This window comes from Nocardia sp. NPDC019323 (assembly GCF_044389845.1).
GTDB classification, from domain to species: domain Bacteria; phylum Actinomycetota; class Actinomycetes; order Mycobacteriales; family Mycobacteriaceae; genus Nocardia; species Nocardia implantans.
Genome location: NZ_JBIRYN010000002.1, coordinates 581,799 through 597,524, shown reverse-complemented (window position 1 = coordinate 597,524; position 15,726 = coordinate 581,799). Strand labels below are relative to the sequence as shown.

General features: G+C 67.8%; 15 protein-coding genes. 10 read left to right on the top strand and 5 right to left on the bottom strand.

Annotated elements, in window-relative coordinates; translation table 11 throughout:
* Window positions 1-30: 30 nt before the first annotated feature.
* The 3 genes from ACH49X_RS10080 (at window position 31) to ACH49X_RS10070 (ending at window position 5,246) form a co-directional block, all read left to right on the top strand.
* The gene (locus ACH49X_RS10080; protein WP_063016743.1) at window positions 31-450 is read left to right on the top strand and encodes a DUF5318 domain-containing protein; all 420 of its coding nucleotides are present in this window, start codon (window positions 31-33) and stop codon (window positions 448-450) included.
* Window positions 451-1,131: 681 nt separating this feature from the next.
* A complete protein-coding gene (locus ACH49X_RS10075) occupies window positions 1,132-3,330 on the top strand; it encodes a transglycosylase domain-containing protein (protein ID WP_357208514.1) in 2,199 nt (732 codons plus the stop codon).
* A gap of 245 nt (window positions 3,331-3,575) precedes the next feature.
* Window positions 3,576-5,246, top strand: a complete 1,671-nt coding sequence (locus ACH49X_RS10070; protein WP_195079853.1) for a glycosyltransferase family 87 protein — start codon at window positions 3,576-3,578, stop codon at window positions 5,244-5,246.
* A 23-nt stretch (window positions 5,247-5,269) separates the two neighbouring features.
* Here ACH49X_RS10070 and ACH49X_RS10065 read toward each other — a convergent pair whose 3' ends face one another.
* The gene (locus tag ACH49X_RS10065; RefSeq protein ID WP_195079475.1) at window positions 5,270-6,838 is read right to left on the bottom strand and encodes a TerD family protein; all 1,569 of its coding nucleotides are present in this window, start codon (window positions 6,836-6,838) and stop codon (window positions 5,270-5,272) included.
* Window positions 6,839-6,865: 27 nt separating this feature from the next.
* Window positions 6,866-8,224: a TerD family protein gene (locus tag ACH49X_RS10060; protein ID WP_195079476.1), complete on the bottom strand. Its 1,359-nt coding sequence runs from the start codon at window positions 8,222-8,224 to the stop codon at window positions 6,866-6,868.
* Window positions 8,225-8,405: 181 nt separating this feature from the next.
* Between ACH49X_RS10060 and ACH49X_RS10055 the strand changes: the two genes are divergently transcribed.
* The 4 genes from ACH49X_RS10055 to ACH49X_RS10040 all read left to right on the top strand — a co-directional run bounded on the left by ACH49X_RS10055 (window position 8,406) and on the right by ACH49X_RS10040 (window position 11,742).
* The gene (locus ACH49X_RS10055) at window positions 8,406-9,029 is read left to right on the top strand and encodes an AIM24 family protein (protein WP_195079854.1); all 624 of its coding nucleotides are present in this window, start codon (window positions 8,406-8,408) and stop codon (window positions 9,027-9,029) included.
* A gap of 6 nt (window positions 9,030-9,035) precedes the next feature.
* Window positions 9,036-9,731 carry an AIM24 family protein gene (locus ACH49X_RS10050; RefSeq protein ID WP_195079477.1) on the top strand — a complete coding sequence of 232 codons (696 nt, stop codon included), beginning with the start codon at window positions 9,036-9,038 and terminating at the stop codon, window positions 9,729-9,731.
* A 2-nt stretch (window positions 9,732-9,733) separates the two neighbouring features.
* The gene (locus tag ACH49X_RS10045) at window positions 9,734-10,498 is read left to right on the top strand and encodes an AIM24 family protein (protein WP_195079478.1); all 765 of its coding nucleotides are present in this window, start codon (window positions 9,734-9,736) and stop codon (window positions 10,496-10,498) included.
* 398 nt (window positions 10,499-10,896) lie between these two features.
* Window positions 10,897-11,742: a hypothetical protein gene (locus ACH49X_RS10040; RefSeq protein ID WP_357209176.1), complete on the top strand. Its 846-nt coding sequence runs from the start codon at window positions 10,897-10,899 to the stop codon at window positions 11,740-11,742.
* A gap of 4 nt (window positions 11,743-11,746) precedes the next feature.
* On the opposite strand, the gene ACH49X_RS10035 is transcribed toward ACH49X_RS10040, so the two are convergent.
* Window positions 11,747-12,544: an MBL fold metallo-hydrolase gene (locus tag ACH49X_RS10035; protein WP_357209174.1), complete on the bottom strand. Its 798-nt coding sequence runs from the start codon at window positions 12,542-12,544 to the stop codon at window positions 11,747-11,749.
* Window positions 12,545-12,591: 47 nt separating this feature from the next.
* On the opposite strand from ACH49X_RS10035, the gene ACH49X_RS10030 reads away from it, so the two are divergent.
* Entirely contained in the window at window positions 12,592-12,993 is a 402-nt protein-coding gene (locus ACH49X_RS10030; protein WP_195079481.1) for a MerR family transcriptional regulator, read from the top strand.
* Window positions 12,994-13,031: 38 nt separating this feature from the next.
* Here the strand turns inward: ACH49X_RS10030 and ACH49X_RS10025 are convergent, their stop codons facing one another.
* Window positions 13,032-13,187 carry a hypothetical protein gene (locus ACH49X_RS10025; protein ID WP_357111097.1) on the bottom strand — a complete coding sequence of 52 codons (156 nt, stop codon included), beginning with the start codon at window positions 13,185-13,187 and terminating at the stop codon, window positions 13,032-13,034.
* A 333-nt stretch (window positions 13,188-13,520) separates the two neighbouring features.
* Between ACH49X_RS10025 and ACH49X_RS10020 the strand changes: the two genes are divergently transcribed.
* Both ACH49X_RS10020 and ACH49X_RS10015 read left to right on the top strand, forming a co-directional pair.
* Window positions 13,521-14,366 carry a hypothetical protein gene (locus ACH49X_RS10020; RefSeq protein ID WP_357111088.1) on the top strand — a complete coding sequence of 282 codons (846 nt, stop codon included), beginning with the start codon at window positions 13,521-13,523 and terminating at the stop codon, window positions 14,364-14,366.
* A complete protein-coding gene (locus tag ACH49X_RS10015) occupies window positions 14,363-14,932 on the top strand; it encodes a class IV adenylate cyclase (RefSeq protein ID WP_357111085.1) in 570 nt (189 codons plus the stop codon). Before ACH49X_RS10020 ends, ACH49X_RS10015 begins: the two co-directional genes overlap by 4 nt.
* Here the strand turns inward: ACH49X_RS10015 and ACH49X_RS10010 are convergent.
* On the bottom strand, window positions 14,904-15,692 hold the full coding sequence (locus tag ACH49X_RS10010) for an HAD family hydrolase (RefSeq protein ID WP_067808418.1): 789 nt from the start codon (window positions 15,690-15,692) through the stop codon (window positions 14,904-14,906). The two genes, ACH49X_RS10015 and ACH49X_RS10010, sit on opposite strands and share 29 nt — an antisense overlap.
* Window positions 15,693-15,726 lie beyond the last annotated feature (34 nt).

The window sequence follows — 15,726 nt, the reverse complement described above, 5'->3', positions numbered from 1 at the left end:
CCCGATTCAGACACCGCTACTCTGGTTCTCGTGCGAATTCAGCGGCAAGTTGTCGACTACGCCCTGCGGCGCCGGTCGCTGCTGGCTGACGTCTATGCGGGCCGGGTCGATGTCGCCGAGGTGTGTGATGCGAATCCTTATCTCTTGCGTGCGGCGAAGTTCCATGGCCGGGGGAGCGAGGTCACCTGCCCCATCTGCCGGAAGGAACAGCTGACCCTCGTATCCTGGGTCTTCGGCGACGGCCTCGGGCCGGTCGCCGGATCGGCTCGCACACCCGAGGAGCTTGCGCGCCTCGCCGAGACGCGCGAAGAATTCTCGGTTCATGTCGTCGAGGTATGCCGGACCTGCAGCTGGAATCATCTGGTGCAGTCCTATGTCCTCGGTTCCGCGCCGGCACCGCCGCGCCGCCGCACCGGGACACGCGCGAACCGGCGCACCGCCGCCGAATGAAATGCCTGGGTCGTCCCCGGCGGGTGACTCGCGGAGCTGGCATGCGCCCGCCACGGTGACGACTACCGCTGATTGCCACCTGGACCGCTACGAGTTATGGAGATCTTGTCAGTGAATTCGCCCTACGAGCCCTACGGCGATGAGCCACATGGCGGTCGTCCTCCGCAGAGTTCACGTCCAAGTCCCAACCCGTACCAGAATCCCCGTCCCGGCCCGCCCCCCGGCGCCCGTCCCGGCCCGCCGCCCGGTGGCCGCCCCATCCCTGGCGAACCACGCGGCCCCCAGCCGCCGCGCCGTCCTGTTCCCCCGCCGAACGGGCGTCCTCCACAGGGTGGCCGTCCGCCCCAGCCGGGCCGCCCCCCGCAGCCGAACCGCGCGCCGGGCGGCGCTTCCGCCCCGCAGGCGACCCAGCGGATCCAGCGGCCAGGCTCGCTGAGCGATGCGGTGAACGAGCGCAACCGGCGCGGCCCCGCCACGGGCCCGCGTCCGGTCACCGGCGCGCGCCCGGCGGTGGACCGCGAAGGGCGTCGCACGCCCGGCAGCGGACCGAGCACCGGCGAACGCAGGCAGGCCGCGGGAGGCCCACCGTCGGGCCCGCCGCCGCGCCGTGGCGGCAGCGGCGGCTCCGACGGGCCAGGAAGGCGGCAGCCCGCGCAGCAGAAGAAGTTCCCCTGGCGGATCGTGCGCCGCACCCTCTACGTCTTGATCGCGCTGGCCATTCTGCTGCCCAGCGGCATCTTCCTGGCCGCGTACACCACGGTGTCGGTGCCGCAGCCGGGCGACCTGAAGACCAACCAGGTGGCGACCATCCTCGCCTCCGACGGCACCACGGTGCTCAGCAAAGTGGTTCCTCCGGAAGGCAACCGGACCGACGTCACCATCGACCAGATCCCGCCGCACGTGCGCAACGCCGTGATGGCCGCCGAGGACCGCGACTTCTACACCAACCCCGGCTTCTCGATCTCCGGCTTCGCGCGCGCGGCCAGGGACAACATCCTCGGCAAGGAGAGCGCGGGCGGTGGCTCGACGATCACCCAGCAGTACGTGAAGAACGCGCTGGTCGGTGACGAGCACTCGCTGACCCGCAAGATGCACGAGCTGGTCATCTCGGCCAAGATGGCGCGGCAGTGGAGCAAGGACGAGATCCTCGCCGCGTACCTGAACACCATCTACTTCGGTCGCGGCGCGTACGGCATCGACGCGGCGGCCAAGGCGTACTTCGGCAAGCCGGTGCAGGAGCTCACCGTCGCCGAGGGCGCGGTGCTCGCCGCCACCATCCAGCTGCCGTCCAGCCTGGACCCGGAGAAGAACCCCGAGGGCGCGCGAACCCGCTGGAACTACGTGCTCGACGGCATGGTCTCCGGCGGCAACCTGAGCGCGGCCGAGCGGCAGGGCCTGCAGTACCCGCAGGTCGTCCCCCTCGCCTCGACCAGGGACAAGGAGCAGGACTCCGGCCCCGAGGGCTTGATCAAGACCCAGGTGCTCAAGGAACTCGGCGCGGCGGGCATCAGCGAACAGCAGCTGAACACCGCAGGCCTGCAGATCACCACGACGATCGACCCGAAGGCCCAGCAGGCGGCGGTCGACGCGGTGAACAAGAACATGGACGGTGAGCCGGAGAATCTGCGCACCGCCGTGGTCTCGGTCGACCCGCGCACCGGTGCGGTTCGCGCCTACTACGGCGGCAGCGACGGCCAGGGCTACGACTTCGCGAACGCGGGTCTGATGACGGGTTCCTCGTTCAAGGTCGTCGGCCTGGCCGCGAACCTGGAGCTGGGCATCCCGCTGTCGCAGATGTACGACAGCTCGCCGCTGACCGTGAACGGCATCAAGATCTCCAACGTCGAAGGCGAACAGTGCGGCATGTGCACCATCGCCGAGGCGCTGAAGCGGTCGCTGAACACCAGCTTCTACCGGATGGAGCTGGACATGCAGAACGGCCCGCGCAAGATCGCCGATATGGCGTACAAACTGGGCATGCCGGAGACCATCCCTGGGGTCGGCAAGACGCTCACCGAAGCGGACGGCTCCGGGCCCAACAACGGCATCGTGCTCGGCCAGTACCAAGCGCGCCCGCTGGACATGGCCTCCATCTACGCGACGCTGGCCGCCTCCGGCGTCTACCACGCGCCGCACTTCGTGTCGAAGGTCGTGACCGCCGACGGCCAGGTCCTGCTCGACCGTGGCGAAGTAGCCGGTGAGCAGCGCGTCTCCGCCGCGGTGGCCGACAATGTCACCGCCGCGATGAAGCCCATCGCCGCCTATTCGCGCAACCACGGCTTGGCCGGCGGCCGGGAGTCGGCGTCCAAGACCGGAACCGCCCAGCTCGGGGATACCGGCGAGAACCGGGACGCCTGGATGGTCGGTTACACCCCGTCGCTGTCGACCGCGGTGTGGGTCGGAACCGAGCAAGGTGACCGTCTGCGCAACGCCAGTGGCGGCATGATCTATGGGTCCGGCCTGCCCTCCGACATCTGGAAGGCCACGATGGACGGGGCCCTGAAGGGCACTCCGAACGAGAACTTCCCGAAGCCGGCCCCGATCAAGGGACAGGCCGGCGTCCCGGAATGGTCGGCACCGTACACCCCGCCGTCCACCGTCGAGTCGCCGTTGCTGCCCCCGGTGGTGGTCGCGCCGACCCAGGTCGAGATCCTGCCCGGCATCACGATCCCCGTTCCCGGCGTTCAACCCGCTCCGCAGCAGCAACGGCCGCAGCAGCAGCGTCAGTCGGAATCGGGCCCGCTGCCCGGCCAGCCGGTCGCACCGACGGATGGCTCATCGCCATCGTCTACCGGTGCACCACGCCCTGGCAACCAACGCAGTGACAGTTCCGGTCAAGACGAGAACTCGAACGGAACACCGTCGACACGCAGCAGATAGTCGATGAAGAGTCGGGCCGGCCACATCGTGGCCGGCCCGACTCGGCTCAGAAGCCAGGTGATCCGCTCACCGTCGATTCGAGCGAATATGCGTTCATAGCTGCCCTCTTGGCGCGGGCGATGCCGAACGAGCACGGATCGAGTCGGCCCCGGGCCTGAGCCGAACGCAGGGTAGCCTCGGGTTCCGTGACCGATCAGCAGCTGGTGGAGCCACGGAGGAATGGGAGGGCACCGCTGTCGGACCAGATGGCGCCCGGCGGGGCGTACTACGCCGCCCCTGCTCCGCTCGCTTCTGATCTCCGATCGGCCGACGCGCGGGACCGGCCGAGTCGCAATGATTCGCTCGCCGCGCAACTGTCCACGGTGATCGGCGGGCCGGTCGGTGATCACGCGCTGATCGGGCGGGCGCGGTTCTGGACGCCCATGCGGGTGCTGATGGCGTTCGCCGTGGTGTTCCTGGCGCTCGGCTGGTTCGGCAAGGCGGGCTGCATCCAGCAGACCACCGGCGCGGACGGTCCGACGCTCGACTGGAACAACGGCCGCCAGTACGTGGCCATGTGCTACTCGGACACCGTGCCGCTCTACGGAGCCGAGCGGCTGAACGAAGGCGCCTTCCCGTACAAGAAGCAGTGGACCGAGCAGACTCCCGACGGTGGGCGAGAGACGCGGTACATGGAATATCCCGTGCTCTCGGGGCTCTATCAGTATCTCGCGATGCGGATCGCCAAGAGCTGGGACGCCGCACCGCTGCCCGGCGCGCTTCAGGTGGTGATCTACTTCAACGTCGTCGCGATCGGCCTCGCGATCGCCTGGCTGATCACCGTCTGGGCCTCGGCGTTGCTGTCCGGCCGCCGGGTCTGGGACGCGGCGTTGATCGCCTGTTCGCCGCTGGTGATCGTGCATGCCTTCACCAATTTCGACGCGCTCGCCACGGCCTTCGCCGCGACCGGTCTGCTCGCCTGGGCCCGGCGCAAGCCCGTGCTGGCGGGAGTTCTGCTCGGTCTGGGTGGCGCGGCCAAACTGTATCCCCTGCTGCTGCTCGGGCCCATCCTCGTGCTGTGTCTGCGTACCGAGACGATGCAACGCACCCTGCGCACGCATCTCGGCCTGCGGATACGCGACATCGACGGCTGGCCGACCTTCCTGGCGTGGATCCGGGAGACCCCGTACCGCATCCAGTTCCTCAGCGCCAGGCCGATCGGCGCCGCGTCCGTCACGATGTGCGCCGCGCTGGCCACCTGGCTCGCGGTGAACCTGCCGATCGCCGCGCTGTTCCCGAACGGCTGGCAGGAGTTCTTCCGGCTCAACACCACCCGGCACGCCGACCCGGACTCGATCTACAACGTGATCTCCTCGTTCACCGGTTGGCCCGGCTTCGACGGCGCACTGGCCTACGGCGAGCAGCCGGCGATCCTGAACGTCGTCTCGCTGCTGGCGTTCGTCGCGGCCTGCGCGGTGATCGCCTACATCGGCCTCACCGCGCCACGACGGCCGCGGCTGGCGCAACTGTGCTTCCTCGTGGTGGCGGCGTTCCTGCTGACGAACAAGGTGTGGAGTCCGCAGTATTCGCTGTGGTTGGTGCCGCTCGCCGTCCTGGCGCTGCCGCACCGGCGCATCCTGCTGACGTGGATGACCATCGACGCGCTGGTCTGGGTGCCGCGGATGTTCTACTACCTCGGCTTGGACCGCAAGGGCCTGCCCGAACAGTGGTTCACCGGCACGGTCGCGCTGCGTGACTTGGCGGTGGTGGGGCTGTGCGCCCTGATCGTGCGCCAGATCTACCGCCCGGAGGAGGACCTGGTGCGTCGCGACTTCGTGGACGACCCGGTCGGCGGCGTCGTCGACCGCACGCCGGATCCGCTGCTGCCCTGGCTGCCGGGACCGTTGCGGCCGCGACCGGCGCTCGCCCGGAGCTGACCGGCCGCCGCCGGTTCAGGCGTTCACATCGTGCGCAGGAAGCGCGCCTGCCGCTCCGGCTCCTGCGGCAACAGGTCGAGGTCGAGTTGCCACGCGCTGCCGGTCCACGGATCGAACAGCGGTGTGTCGCCGATGGTCGGCAGGTGGCGGCACGACTGCGACAGCATCGCCACGGTGGTGTCGGCCGAATCGGATTCGTTCGCGCCGACGATCACGATGGACAATCCGATCAGCTCGCCGCGCGTGATCAGCGCGCCGATGCGCTGCGCGTCCGAACTCTGGTAGCCGTGCGGGAAGTCGGCGGCCAACAGCACCCGATGTTCGGCGGGCGGCGTGAAAGCGCCACTGGTGTAAGCCAATTCGGCCAGCTCGGCCGCGTCGACGAGCGTTTGCAGCCGCGCCGAGATGTCGGCGTGATCGGTGATCGGCGGACCGTTCAGCACGGGAGCGAGCAGGCCGGTGAAGCCGCCGAACGCGTCGGTCAGGTCGATGATGTCCACCAGCGTGCGCCGCTGCGGCGCCGTGGCGAGCAGTCGCGCCAGCAGCGCGCCCACCACGGGCGCGACCGCACGCGTCGACTCGGCATCGATCCACAGCGGCCGGTTCAGCGGCACCGGAACGCAGTACGGGATGCGCAGCGGCCCACGGTCGAGCGCGTACAGCTCACCGAGCCGGATGCCGTCGCTCGGCGCGGGCTTGTCCCAAGCGGGCGAGTCCCAGGACGCCAGGGCGGGCGGCAGCACTCGGTCGGCCTCGGCGAGTTCACTCATCAGCTGTTCGGCATCGCGCTGGTGGTTGCGCTCGGCGGTGGCGACGAGTTCGTCGTGCCGTTGCTGCGCGGCGGTGCGCGCCTGTTCGGCCGCAGGAGTGTTCCTGGTAGCCGGATCGGAGACGGCCAGCGACAGTTCGTGATCCAACCGCTTGGCCGCGTACTCCCGCGCCGAGACCAGCGCGGCGGACGACCGCGCGGCGTCTTCGAACACCATCCACAGCCGTTCCAGGCCGTGACCGACTTCCAGCGGCGCACCGGCGGCCGCGATCTGCGCGTCACCCGCCAGTGGACCGGCCATGGTGTGCGTGCCGGGCCCGTCGGCCTGCTCCGGAGCCGCACCGTCGACCTCGACGCCGTGTGCGGTGAGCAGCACCTCGAGCCCGCCCGCGTAACCCTGGCCCACCGCCCGCAACTTCCACGCCGGACCGCGCCGATACACCTCCAGGCAGATCAGCGCGGTCTCACCGGATGAGGGGGTGATCGCGAATTCGGCTGTCGTGCCGTCGTTCTCGGACAACGTCGCGGTGACCGGCCCGAGCCCGCCCGCTCGCGCGGGTGCGGCCGGGTCGGCGCTGACCACCAGCAGCACGGCCTTCGCGTCCGCCCGCACCTCGGTGAGCGTGATGGTGACCCCGTCGGCCGCCAAAGCGACCCCCGCCGTGGCGGGCTGGTTGTAGAAGACGAAGTCGTCGCTGGAGAACACTTTCAGGTTCTCGGCGACCACCAGCGCGGAAACGTCGAGGGCAGCCTCGGCTTTCGCACTGAAACGAACGACCTCACCGGTCAATGGGATGTTCTGACCGGCCTGCAGTTGAATCACCGTATCCGCCCCGCTGTCCGCCGCCGGTCAACCGTTGACGAGGAACCGGCCGAGCTGCGGCACCGCCTCACCCGGATGCTTGGCCTGGAAGCCCTCACCGAGCGCCTGCAACTTCCAGTCGCTGCCGACCCGGTACAGCTTGGACATGGCCATCGCGGTGAACGGCATGCCGCCCGCGAGGGTGTATCTGGCGAGTTCGCCGTTGTTCGTCCCGTCGACCAAGCGGCAGAACGCGTTCTGCACCTGCTCGAAGGTGTGGCCCTTGTAGGAGGTGACGATGAACAGCAGGGTGGTGACGTGCGCGGGGACGCGGGTCAGGTCGACCAGGATCACCTCGTCGTCGCCCTCGCCCTCGCCGGTGAGGTTGTCGCCCTGGTGGCGGATCGAACCGTCCTTGGAGGTGAGCTGGCCGTAGTAGGCGACGTCCACCGGGTTCATATCGGCGAACAGGATGACCGAGGCGTCCAGGTCGATGTCGACCGTGCGGTTGCCGAACATGCCGCGGCTGCGCACCGGATCCCAGCCGAGACCCATCTTCACGAAGGTCAGCGCGGCGCCTTCCTTGCGCAACGTCACCCGCTGGCCCTTGACCAGGCTGACCGGGCGGTCCTTGCTCAGGCTGACCTCGGCGGGCTGCTGCTGCGGCGGCTGGCCGGGCGGCGGATAGCCGGGGCCGGGGGCGGGCGGCGGCGGGTAACCCGGACCGGGGGGCGGGTAACCGGGACCGGGCGGCGGATAACCACCAGTCGGCGCGTACTGCGGCGCCTGCTGCTGGGTCGGATAGGCCGGTGTGGTCGGCGGCGGATAGTTCGGCGGCTGCTGAACCGGCTGCTGCGGAGGCGGCGGCGGGGCCTGCGGAGCTTGCGCGGGCTGGGCGGGAGCGTCATCGACCGTCACACCGTGATCGGTGACCAGCGCGGCGAAACCACCCGCGTAGCCCTGCCCGACCGCCCGCACCTTCCACGCACCCTGGCGTCGGTACAGCTCGAGCGCGATCACGATCGACTCGGTGTTCAACCCTTCGATCCGGTACTCGTACAACTGATTACCGGCCGCGTCCGACACGATCGCGGTCGGGGCGGGGAACATGCCGAAATTGCTGTTCGCGTCGTCGAGGGTGATCACGGCACGGATCTGGTCGATGTCGGCGGGCACCGCGTTCAGCGACACCGCCAGCGACGCGGGCTGGCCCGCGGGCGCGGGCTGCAAATTGACACCGGGGCCGCTGGGCTGGTTGAAGAAGACGAAATCGGCATCGGAACGGACCTTGCCCCGCTCGGTGACCAGTAGTGCCGACAAATCCGCCGGCGCCGTGAGCTGGACGGAGATCACCACGTCGTTGGTGGCCAGCGGACCGTTCTGGCCCTTGGCGAGAGTTGCGGACAAGTTCGACCCTTCGCTTGTCGGTGCGTTCGCCTCACACTCTACGAGAAACGCGCTGCGGGCCGCTCGAATCGAACGGCCGCGCTGCCCCGGCGCCCCAGCGAGCATCGGTTAGGGTGACGGCACGCAGATGGAATACGGCGGTCACACCGTGTTCCCGATCGAGACAGCAGGCAAACATTCCATGGCGCAACTGTTCGAGCAATCGAAGAAGGTGATCGAGGCCCATCTGGCCGGCACTAGTCTCCGCGCGATTTCCGGTTCGATGATCGCCTACGAGGGGAACGTGCAGTTCAAGGCGGCCGGCTTCGGCGGAGGCGACGGCGTGCTCGCCGGGCTGAAGCGCCGGGCCACCGGCGAGAAGCTCTCGCTGATGGAGTGCGCCGGGCACGGACGGGTGTTCTTCGCGGTCAACGGCCAGCACGTCACCGTCGTGAACCTGAACAACGAGACGTTGCAAGTGGAATCGCAACAACTGCTCGCGTTCGCCGGGAACCTCCGCACCGATGTGCGATTCGCCGGGTTGCGCGGTGCGTCCACCGGGCAGGGCCTGTTCACCACGACGGTCTCCGGCCAAGGCCAGGTCGCGCTGCTCTCGGCGGGTGGTCCGCTCATCCACCTGGAGGTCTCGCCGCAGTACCCGTTGATCGTGGACCCGGACGCGTTCGTCGCCGCGCGCGGAAACCTCAACCAGTCCTTCGTCACCGATGTGTCCTGGCGCAGTTTCGTCGGCCAGGACGCGGGCGAGGCGTTCTCGCTGCGCTGGGACGGCCACGGCGTGGTGTCGATCCAACCGGCGGAACGGTAGAGGCGGATGTTCGAGAAGGTCAACGGCAAAGTCGTCAAGGTCGACGTCGGGATGGCGGGCGGTGTGGTCGCCCGCAGCGGCGCGATGCTGTTCTATACCGGCGCTGTCTCCTTTGCTCCGCATCAGATTCCGGGGGCGCAGGGGATGGGGGGCATGGGCGGGCTGATGGGTCTGGCCGGCCGCGCGATGGCGGGCGAGCACGAACGCACCATGCTCGCTCAGGGCAACGGAGTGGTCCATTACGGATTCGCCGGTCTGGAAGTGCACGTGGTGCACATGCAGCCGGGCGCGACCCTGCGCGTCGAGGCTTCGCGGCTACTCGCCAACACCGCCGGGCTGCAGAGTTCGGTGGTCTCGGTGATGAGTTCGGGCGGCGGAGGCGGCGGTGGCCTGATGGGCGCGCTGCGCGGCGCCGCGTCGGGCGCGCTGACCGGCCAAGGCCTGTTCACCACCCAGTTGTCCGGGCAGGGCGCCGCGGTGCTGCTCGCGCACGGCGGCTTCCTGGAACTGCAAGTGGGCGGACCGAATCCGATCGTGGTCGATCCGCAAGCCTTCGTCGCCGCGTACGGCAATGTGCAGACCGAACTCAAGGCGGCGCTGAGCTGGCGGGACGCCGTCGGGCGCGGCTCCGGAGAGGCGATGCAGTTGCATTGCGCCGGTCAGGGCGTCGTCTACGTGCAGGCCTCCGAAGAGAAGTTGTGAGCATGTCCCAGATCTTCAGCCCCATGAATCTCGGTGAGAGCGACAACATCCCGGGAAACAACTACGCCTATTGCATCGACATGAACAAGCCGTGGTTCATGCGCAAGGGCGCGATGATCGCCTACTACGGCGACATCCGGTTCCAGGCGCTCACCCACGGGTTGCAGGGCGGACTGCTGCACATGGTGTCGCAGCAGTTCTCGGCGCCGCTGTTCACCGGCGACTACGTCGTCGCGGAGGGGCACGGCAAGCTGATCATCGGCGACCGCGGTTACGACATCAATTCCTACGATCTCGAGGACAACGGCAACCTGACCATCCGGGCGGCGAACCTGCTGGCCTTCGAGCCCGGCCTGTCGCTCAACCAGTCCATCGTGCCCGGATTCCTCACCTTGATCGGTACCGGCAAGTTCCTCGCCTCCTCCAACGGGCCGGTGATGTTCGCGGAGCCACCGCTGCGCGTCGACCCGGAGTCGCTGGTCGGTTGGGCGGACTGCCCCTCCCCCAGCCACCACTACGACGAGGGGTGGATCTCGAACTTCCTGGCAGCCGGCGCGGCGCGCTTCGGCGTGAACTCCGGTGAGGAGCGCCAGTTCGAGTTCACCGGCGCGGGAACCGTGCTGATCCAGTCGAGCGAGAAGGTGCTCAGCGACTCCGTGCTGGTGCGCACCATCGAGGGCCAGATCCAGAGCGGGATCACCGTCGGCGGCCTGCAACGATTGCAGGGAATCATCGCGCAGCAGTTGGCCGGGCATCAGCAGTACTGAAACGCGGAGGTAGCGCGATCGGGTACCCGGATCGCGCCGCCCACTGCGGCCGCGGGCGTACCGCGTATTCACTCGCAAGGCGGATTCGCGGCCCGCTGTCGATATCCTTCATTTCCGGCCTCGATCACGTACCGGCGTAACCGTGTGCGAACAGCTGTCCGACATCGGCCGTGACTTCGATGATCACGCCGGAATCGCGTCGGCCCGACGAAACGGCCTACCTCGGCACGCTCGGGACTGTCTGTGCGTGGCAGCGACTGAGCCGGGGGCATGAACCGCGTCGGAGCAACTTCGCCGCCTGCGCGTTTTACTTACGGAGAGAAAAGGATTCGCGACGGGTCGGTGAACTCGTATCGATCTCCGCCGTGGGTGGTGACGGTCGGCGGAAAAATCGAGGGATGGCTGACTTGGCGCTCTCGCCGCAGCGTCGCACGGCGCTGACGGACCTGGTGCGAGACGAATCCTCTTTCGCGACAGCGTATCCACGAGTTGCCGACTACTGGTCCACCGCGGGCCGGTTGCCCGGCACCGGTGACGACATCGCCGACGCCACATTCGACTTACACCTTCTGCACTACATGACCGGCGGCGCGAGCACGAACCCGTACTGGGACATCGTCGCCGCCGCGGTGTCGCCCGGCCCGGCGGAACGGGCGAACCGCGCCGAGGTGAACGGTGGGAACCCCAAAGGCAGTGCACGACTGGCCTATGCGCAGATCGTGTTGCAAGCCGCGTACGCCTACGCGATTCCCTCCCCCGCAACGCTGCGCTGGGTCGGTGACGTCGCCCAGGGCAGGCCGATCTTCGAGGTCGGAGCCGGACGCGGTTACTGGGCGCATCAGCTCACGCGAATCGGTGTGCCGACAGATGCTTTCGACTCGCATCCGCCCGACCGTGCGACGAACTCGGCGTTCCCGGCCGCGGCAGGACAAACCGCGACCTGGCATCCCACCGCGACGCCGCCGTCCACACCGGACGATCTGGTCGCCGCGCACGCCGACCACGCGCTGTTCCTCTGCTGGCCGCCCGGCTGGGAGAACCCGATGGCCTCCACCACTCTCGCCGCCTACCAGGAGGCGGGCGGGTCGTCGCTGATCTACATCGGCGAGGCCCGCGGCGGGCGCACGGCCGACAGCGCGTTCTTCGACCTGCTCGAGAAGGAATGGACCCTGCTCGACCAGGACCCCGGCTATGTCTCCTGGTGGAATCTCGGTGACCGCGCGCAGTGCTGGCAGCGACGGTGATGGGTCAGCTCGCCCGCAGGAATTCCCACGGGTCGTGCGCGCTGATCAGGGTGACCTCGTCCCCGTGATCGCGGTGTAGTTCGCGCAGCCGCGCCTGGGTGCCCAGCCGCAGGTCGTGGTGGACCTCGGAGCTGGTCTGCACCATATCGAGCACCGGGTGCGGCTGCGGGGCGGCGTCGAGTTCGCGATGGTAGTAGTACGCGTCACCGCAGTGCAGCAGCCAGCGGTCGCCGTCTCGGACGGCGACTCCCGTGTGGCCTGCGGTGTGCCCGCCCAGCGGGATCAGCTGGAAGTCGCCGGGCAGGTCCTTCGGTTGAATCGCGTTGAAGCCGAACCATTGTCCGGTCGGTTCCGACGGGTAGGCCACCCAGTTCGGATCGTGCGCCCAGTGCGCGGAGCGGTAGCGGAAGCTCGGCGCTTCGGCCTGCGCCGCCGCCAGTTCGGCCGCGAGGACGTGGACCCGCGCGTGCGGGAAATCGGGCAGTCCGCCGCAGTGGTCCACGTCGAGGTGGGTGAGGATGATGTGCCGGACGTCGGCGGGGTCGTAGCCGAGCCGCTCGACCTGCCGGATCGCGGTCTCGTCCTCGGCGAGCACGGGCTGGGCCATAGCCACCCATTGCGGCCCGAGCGTGCCCGCCGGGTCGCGCACGTCGTCCAGCCCGATCCCCGTCTCGATCAGGACCAGGCCACTGGATGCCGTCTCGACCAGCAGGCAATGGTTCACGGCGTTGGCGGGCGCGGGTCCGTCGTAGGTGGCCTCGATCTGCCGAACCGATCCGCAATTGAGGTGGTGAATCGTCATGCGAGCTAGTCTGTGACTTGAAGCGCGGTTCAAGTCAAGGAGACGAGATGACCGACGTCCTGCTCGATATCGCCGAGGTCGGCGAACGAACCGGCCTCGCCCCCTCCGCCCTGCGCTTCTACGAGAAGCGCGGTCTCATCGCCGCGACCGGCCGCAACGGCCTGCGCCGCACCTACCACCCCGACATCCTGAACCGCCTAGCCCTCATCTCCTGCGCCCGAGGCGCCGGTTTCACCCTCGCCGAAATCGCCCGCTTCCTGCGCGCCTCCCCCTCCGACGCCGAACTACGCGCCCGCATGGCCGAAAAAGCGAACCAACTGGACGAGGACATCACCCGCCTCATCCGCATGCGCGACAGCCTCCGCCACGCCGCCACCTGCACCCACGACCCCCTGGTCGAATGTCCGGACTTCAAATCCACCTTCGACCCCGCCGCCGACGTGGTGTGAGTCGCCGAATGCACCCGATCGGACGATGGGCGGTTGGCCTATTCGCTGGTCGGGTCGATGGGGAACGCCTTCCCGTCGATGACTATGAAAGGTTCGCTGCCGAATCCGTACTCATCCACGACCGACCACGTCCCATCGGCGTGCTCCATCCAGGCGGCGGGACCGTCTTGCTCGTCCCTCTCCTGCCTGTCCACGGCTAATCCTCCGACAATCCGAGGCTGTAGGCCGAGGCGGACAGGTACTGCTTGCAGCCGGGGCCGTGGCCGCAGTGGACATGTCCTCGCGATCAATGAGCCACGGCAGCACGAACCAAACAATCCACAGTCCGAACAGGACTGCGACAACAACGACACTCGAGGTAACGAGATCGGCGGGCATCACATACAACCTCTCGACGGACTCGATAGGTGCCGCCAACTCGCCATAACTGCAGGCAGGGCGGCGATTACAGAAAGATTGTGGTTTCGGTGATGCTCTCCACTCGATCCCGCAGCGGGTATCTCATTGTGAGATATAAGCTGGGCGCAATGGAGACCAAGTACGGGGGAATCGAGGTCCCTGCGGCGGTTTGGCACAAGCCCGAAGTGGGCGCGATCCTGCGGCAACGCGATGTGCCGGCGCTACTCCGCTCAGTTCAGCGGTACACCGGGGCCAGCCAAGCACGCATCGCAGCGGCAGTAGGGCTGGGCCAGGGCCGAGTCAACGAGATCGTCAACAGCAGGAGAACTGTCACACGCTTCGACGTATTCGAGCGGATCGCGGATGGCATCTCGATGCCGGACCACGCGCGTGTCTTGTTCGGCCTCGCTCCACGTCACGCGCATACACTCACCGGCCACGCCGAGATCGCGCAAGCATTCACCGTGCAGTCGGAGGCCGATGCCGAGCTGCGACGACAAGCGCTGATCGCAGATCGAATCGACCTGTTGGCTGTACGCGGCCTGGGGCTGCTCGCACTCAACGAGTCGTTGCTGCGTGGAACACTGCTGCAACGGACCGACAGCGTCGCTGTTCGAGTCCTCCTCTTGGATCCGGATTCGAAGGCCGCCGGTACCCGCGCAGCAGAAATCGGCGAATCAAGACAGTCCTTCGCTGCGGGCATCGAACTGGCTCTGGCACGAGTATCCGAGTTTCACGAGCATCCATTCGTCGAACTGCAAGTCGCTGTTTACGACACGCTGCCGACATGGCGGATGCTGGTTTTCGACCAGACTTTGTATCTGTCTGCTTTCGGCGCGTCCGCCGAGGGGCATCGCTCAGGGATGTACAAGCTCACGGCGGCGACCAACGGGGTCCTGCATGCCGGATTCCTACGTCAGTTCGAGCAGATGTGGCTCCAAGCCCGCCCGATCGAGAGAGGATCGGTCACATGATCGAGGCGGAACTCAAGGCTCGGGTCCGTGACGTCGAGTCCGTGCAGTCTGCGTTGGCGGCACGGAGCGCAGGTCAGCGCTCGAAGTACATGGACACCTACTATGACCTCGCGGACGAGCGATTGTCTTCGGAGGGCCGCGAGCTGCGGTTGCGGACGATCACTACGGACAACGGACGGCGATCTTTGCTCACCTACAAGGAACCCGCGGTCGACACGGCGAGTGGATCGAAGCCGGAATACGAAACCGAGGTGGCCGACCCTTCGGTAATCGACTCCGTGCTACGCGGTCTCGGCCTGGAAAACCTGGTCTGCTTCGAAAAGCATTGCATCAATTATCGATTCGCATCCGAGGGGCGCGAGTTGCTGGCCACGCTGGTGACCGTCCCTGAATTGGACGGCACGTTCATCGAGCTGGAGACCATCGTGCCCGAATCGGAGCTGGCGGAAGCGCTGGAGGTCGTACGGACCACGCTCCGACAGCTCGGCATCGCGGACGGCGATGTCACCACCGAGCAGTACACGGATGCCGTGCTCGCTACGCGGAAGGCGTCGGGGCTGCCTTGATGAACCAGTTGATGATTTCCTCGCCCGCGAGGATGCCGGTGGCTCGGGTGACGGTGAGGTTGGGGTGGGTCCAGTTGAGTTGTTCGAGTTCGCCGTGGCGGGGGCGGATGGCGGAGTCGGCGGCGCGCAGCATTTCGGCGTCGAGGGCGCCGTCGCCCGCCGCGAGGGTGCGGGCGTCGTCGGCGAGTTCGCCGCTTTCCCAGAGGCGCTTGCGCACCTCGTCCACCGCGCGGCTCTTGCAGACGGCCTGCGGCATGGTGTAGATCTTGCGGCCCTGCTGGGACGCGGACCAGCCGCGCGGACGGCACCAGTCGTCCCACTCGGCCAAGAACCCCTCGGGAACCTCCTTGGGCTTCACCACCAGGTAGCAGAACAGATGATCGGCCACGCGGAACTTGGTGACCCAGGAGTCATCGATGCGGGTGTGCAGTTCCTTGCTCACCTCCGACAGCGTGGCGCCCCCCGCGCGAACCTGGGCGTCGATGCCGATGCGCCAGCTCAGATCGGGCACGCCGTCGACCAGAATGTTCCCGCCGTTGCTTGTGATCGCGTAGCGCCACGGCGCTCCGGGCAGGCGGATGCGGTCGAACTGTTTGATGGTGCGGGTGGTGGTGGGAACGACGGCGGCGGGTTCGGTCAGGGTCTGCATCCGTAGCGCCGCGGTGGTGGTCATGAACGACAGCGGCGCCCCTTCCAGATGCTCCACGCAGACCGTCGGCACGTCGGCGGTGGTGCTGAAGGCGTTACGCGAGTAGATCATCGTCCGGTCCAGGTCGGTCGCGATCAGCGCGCGT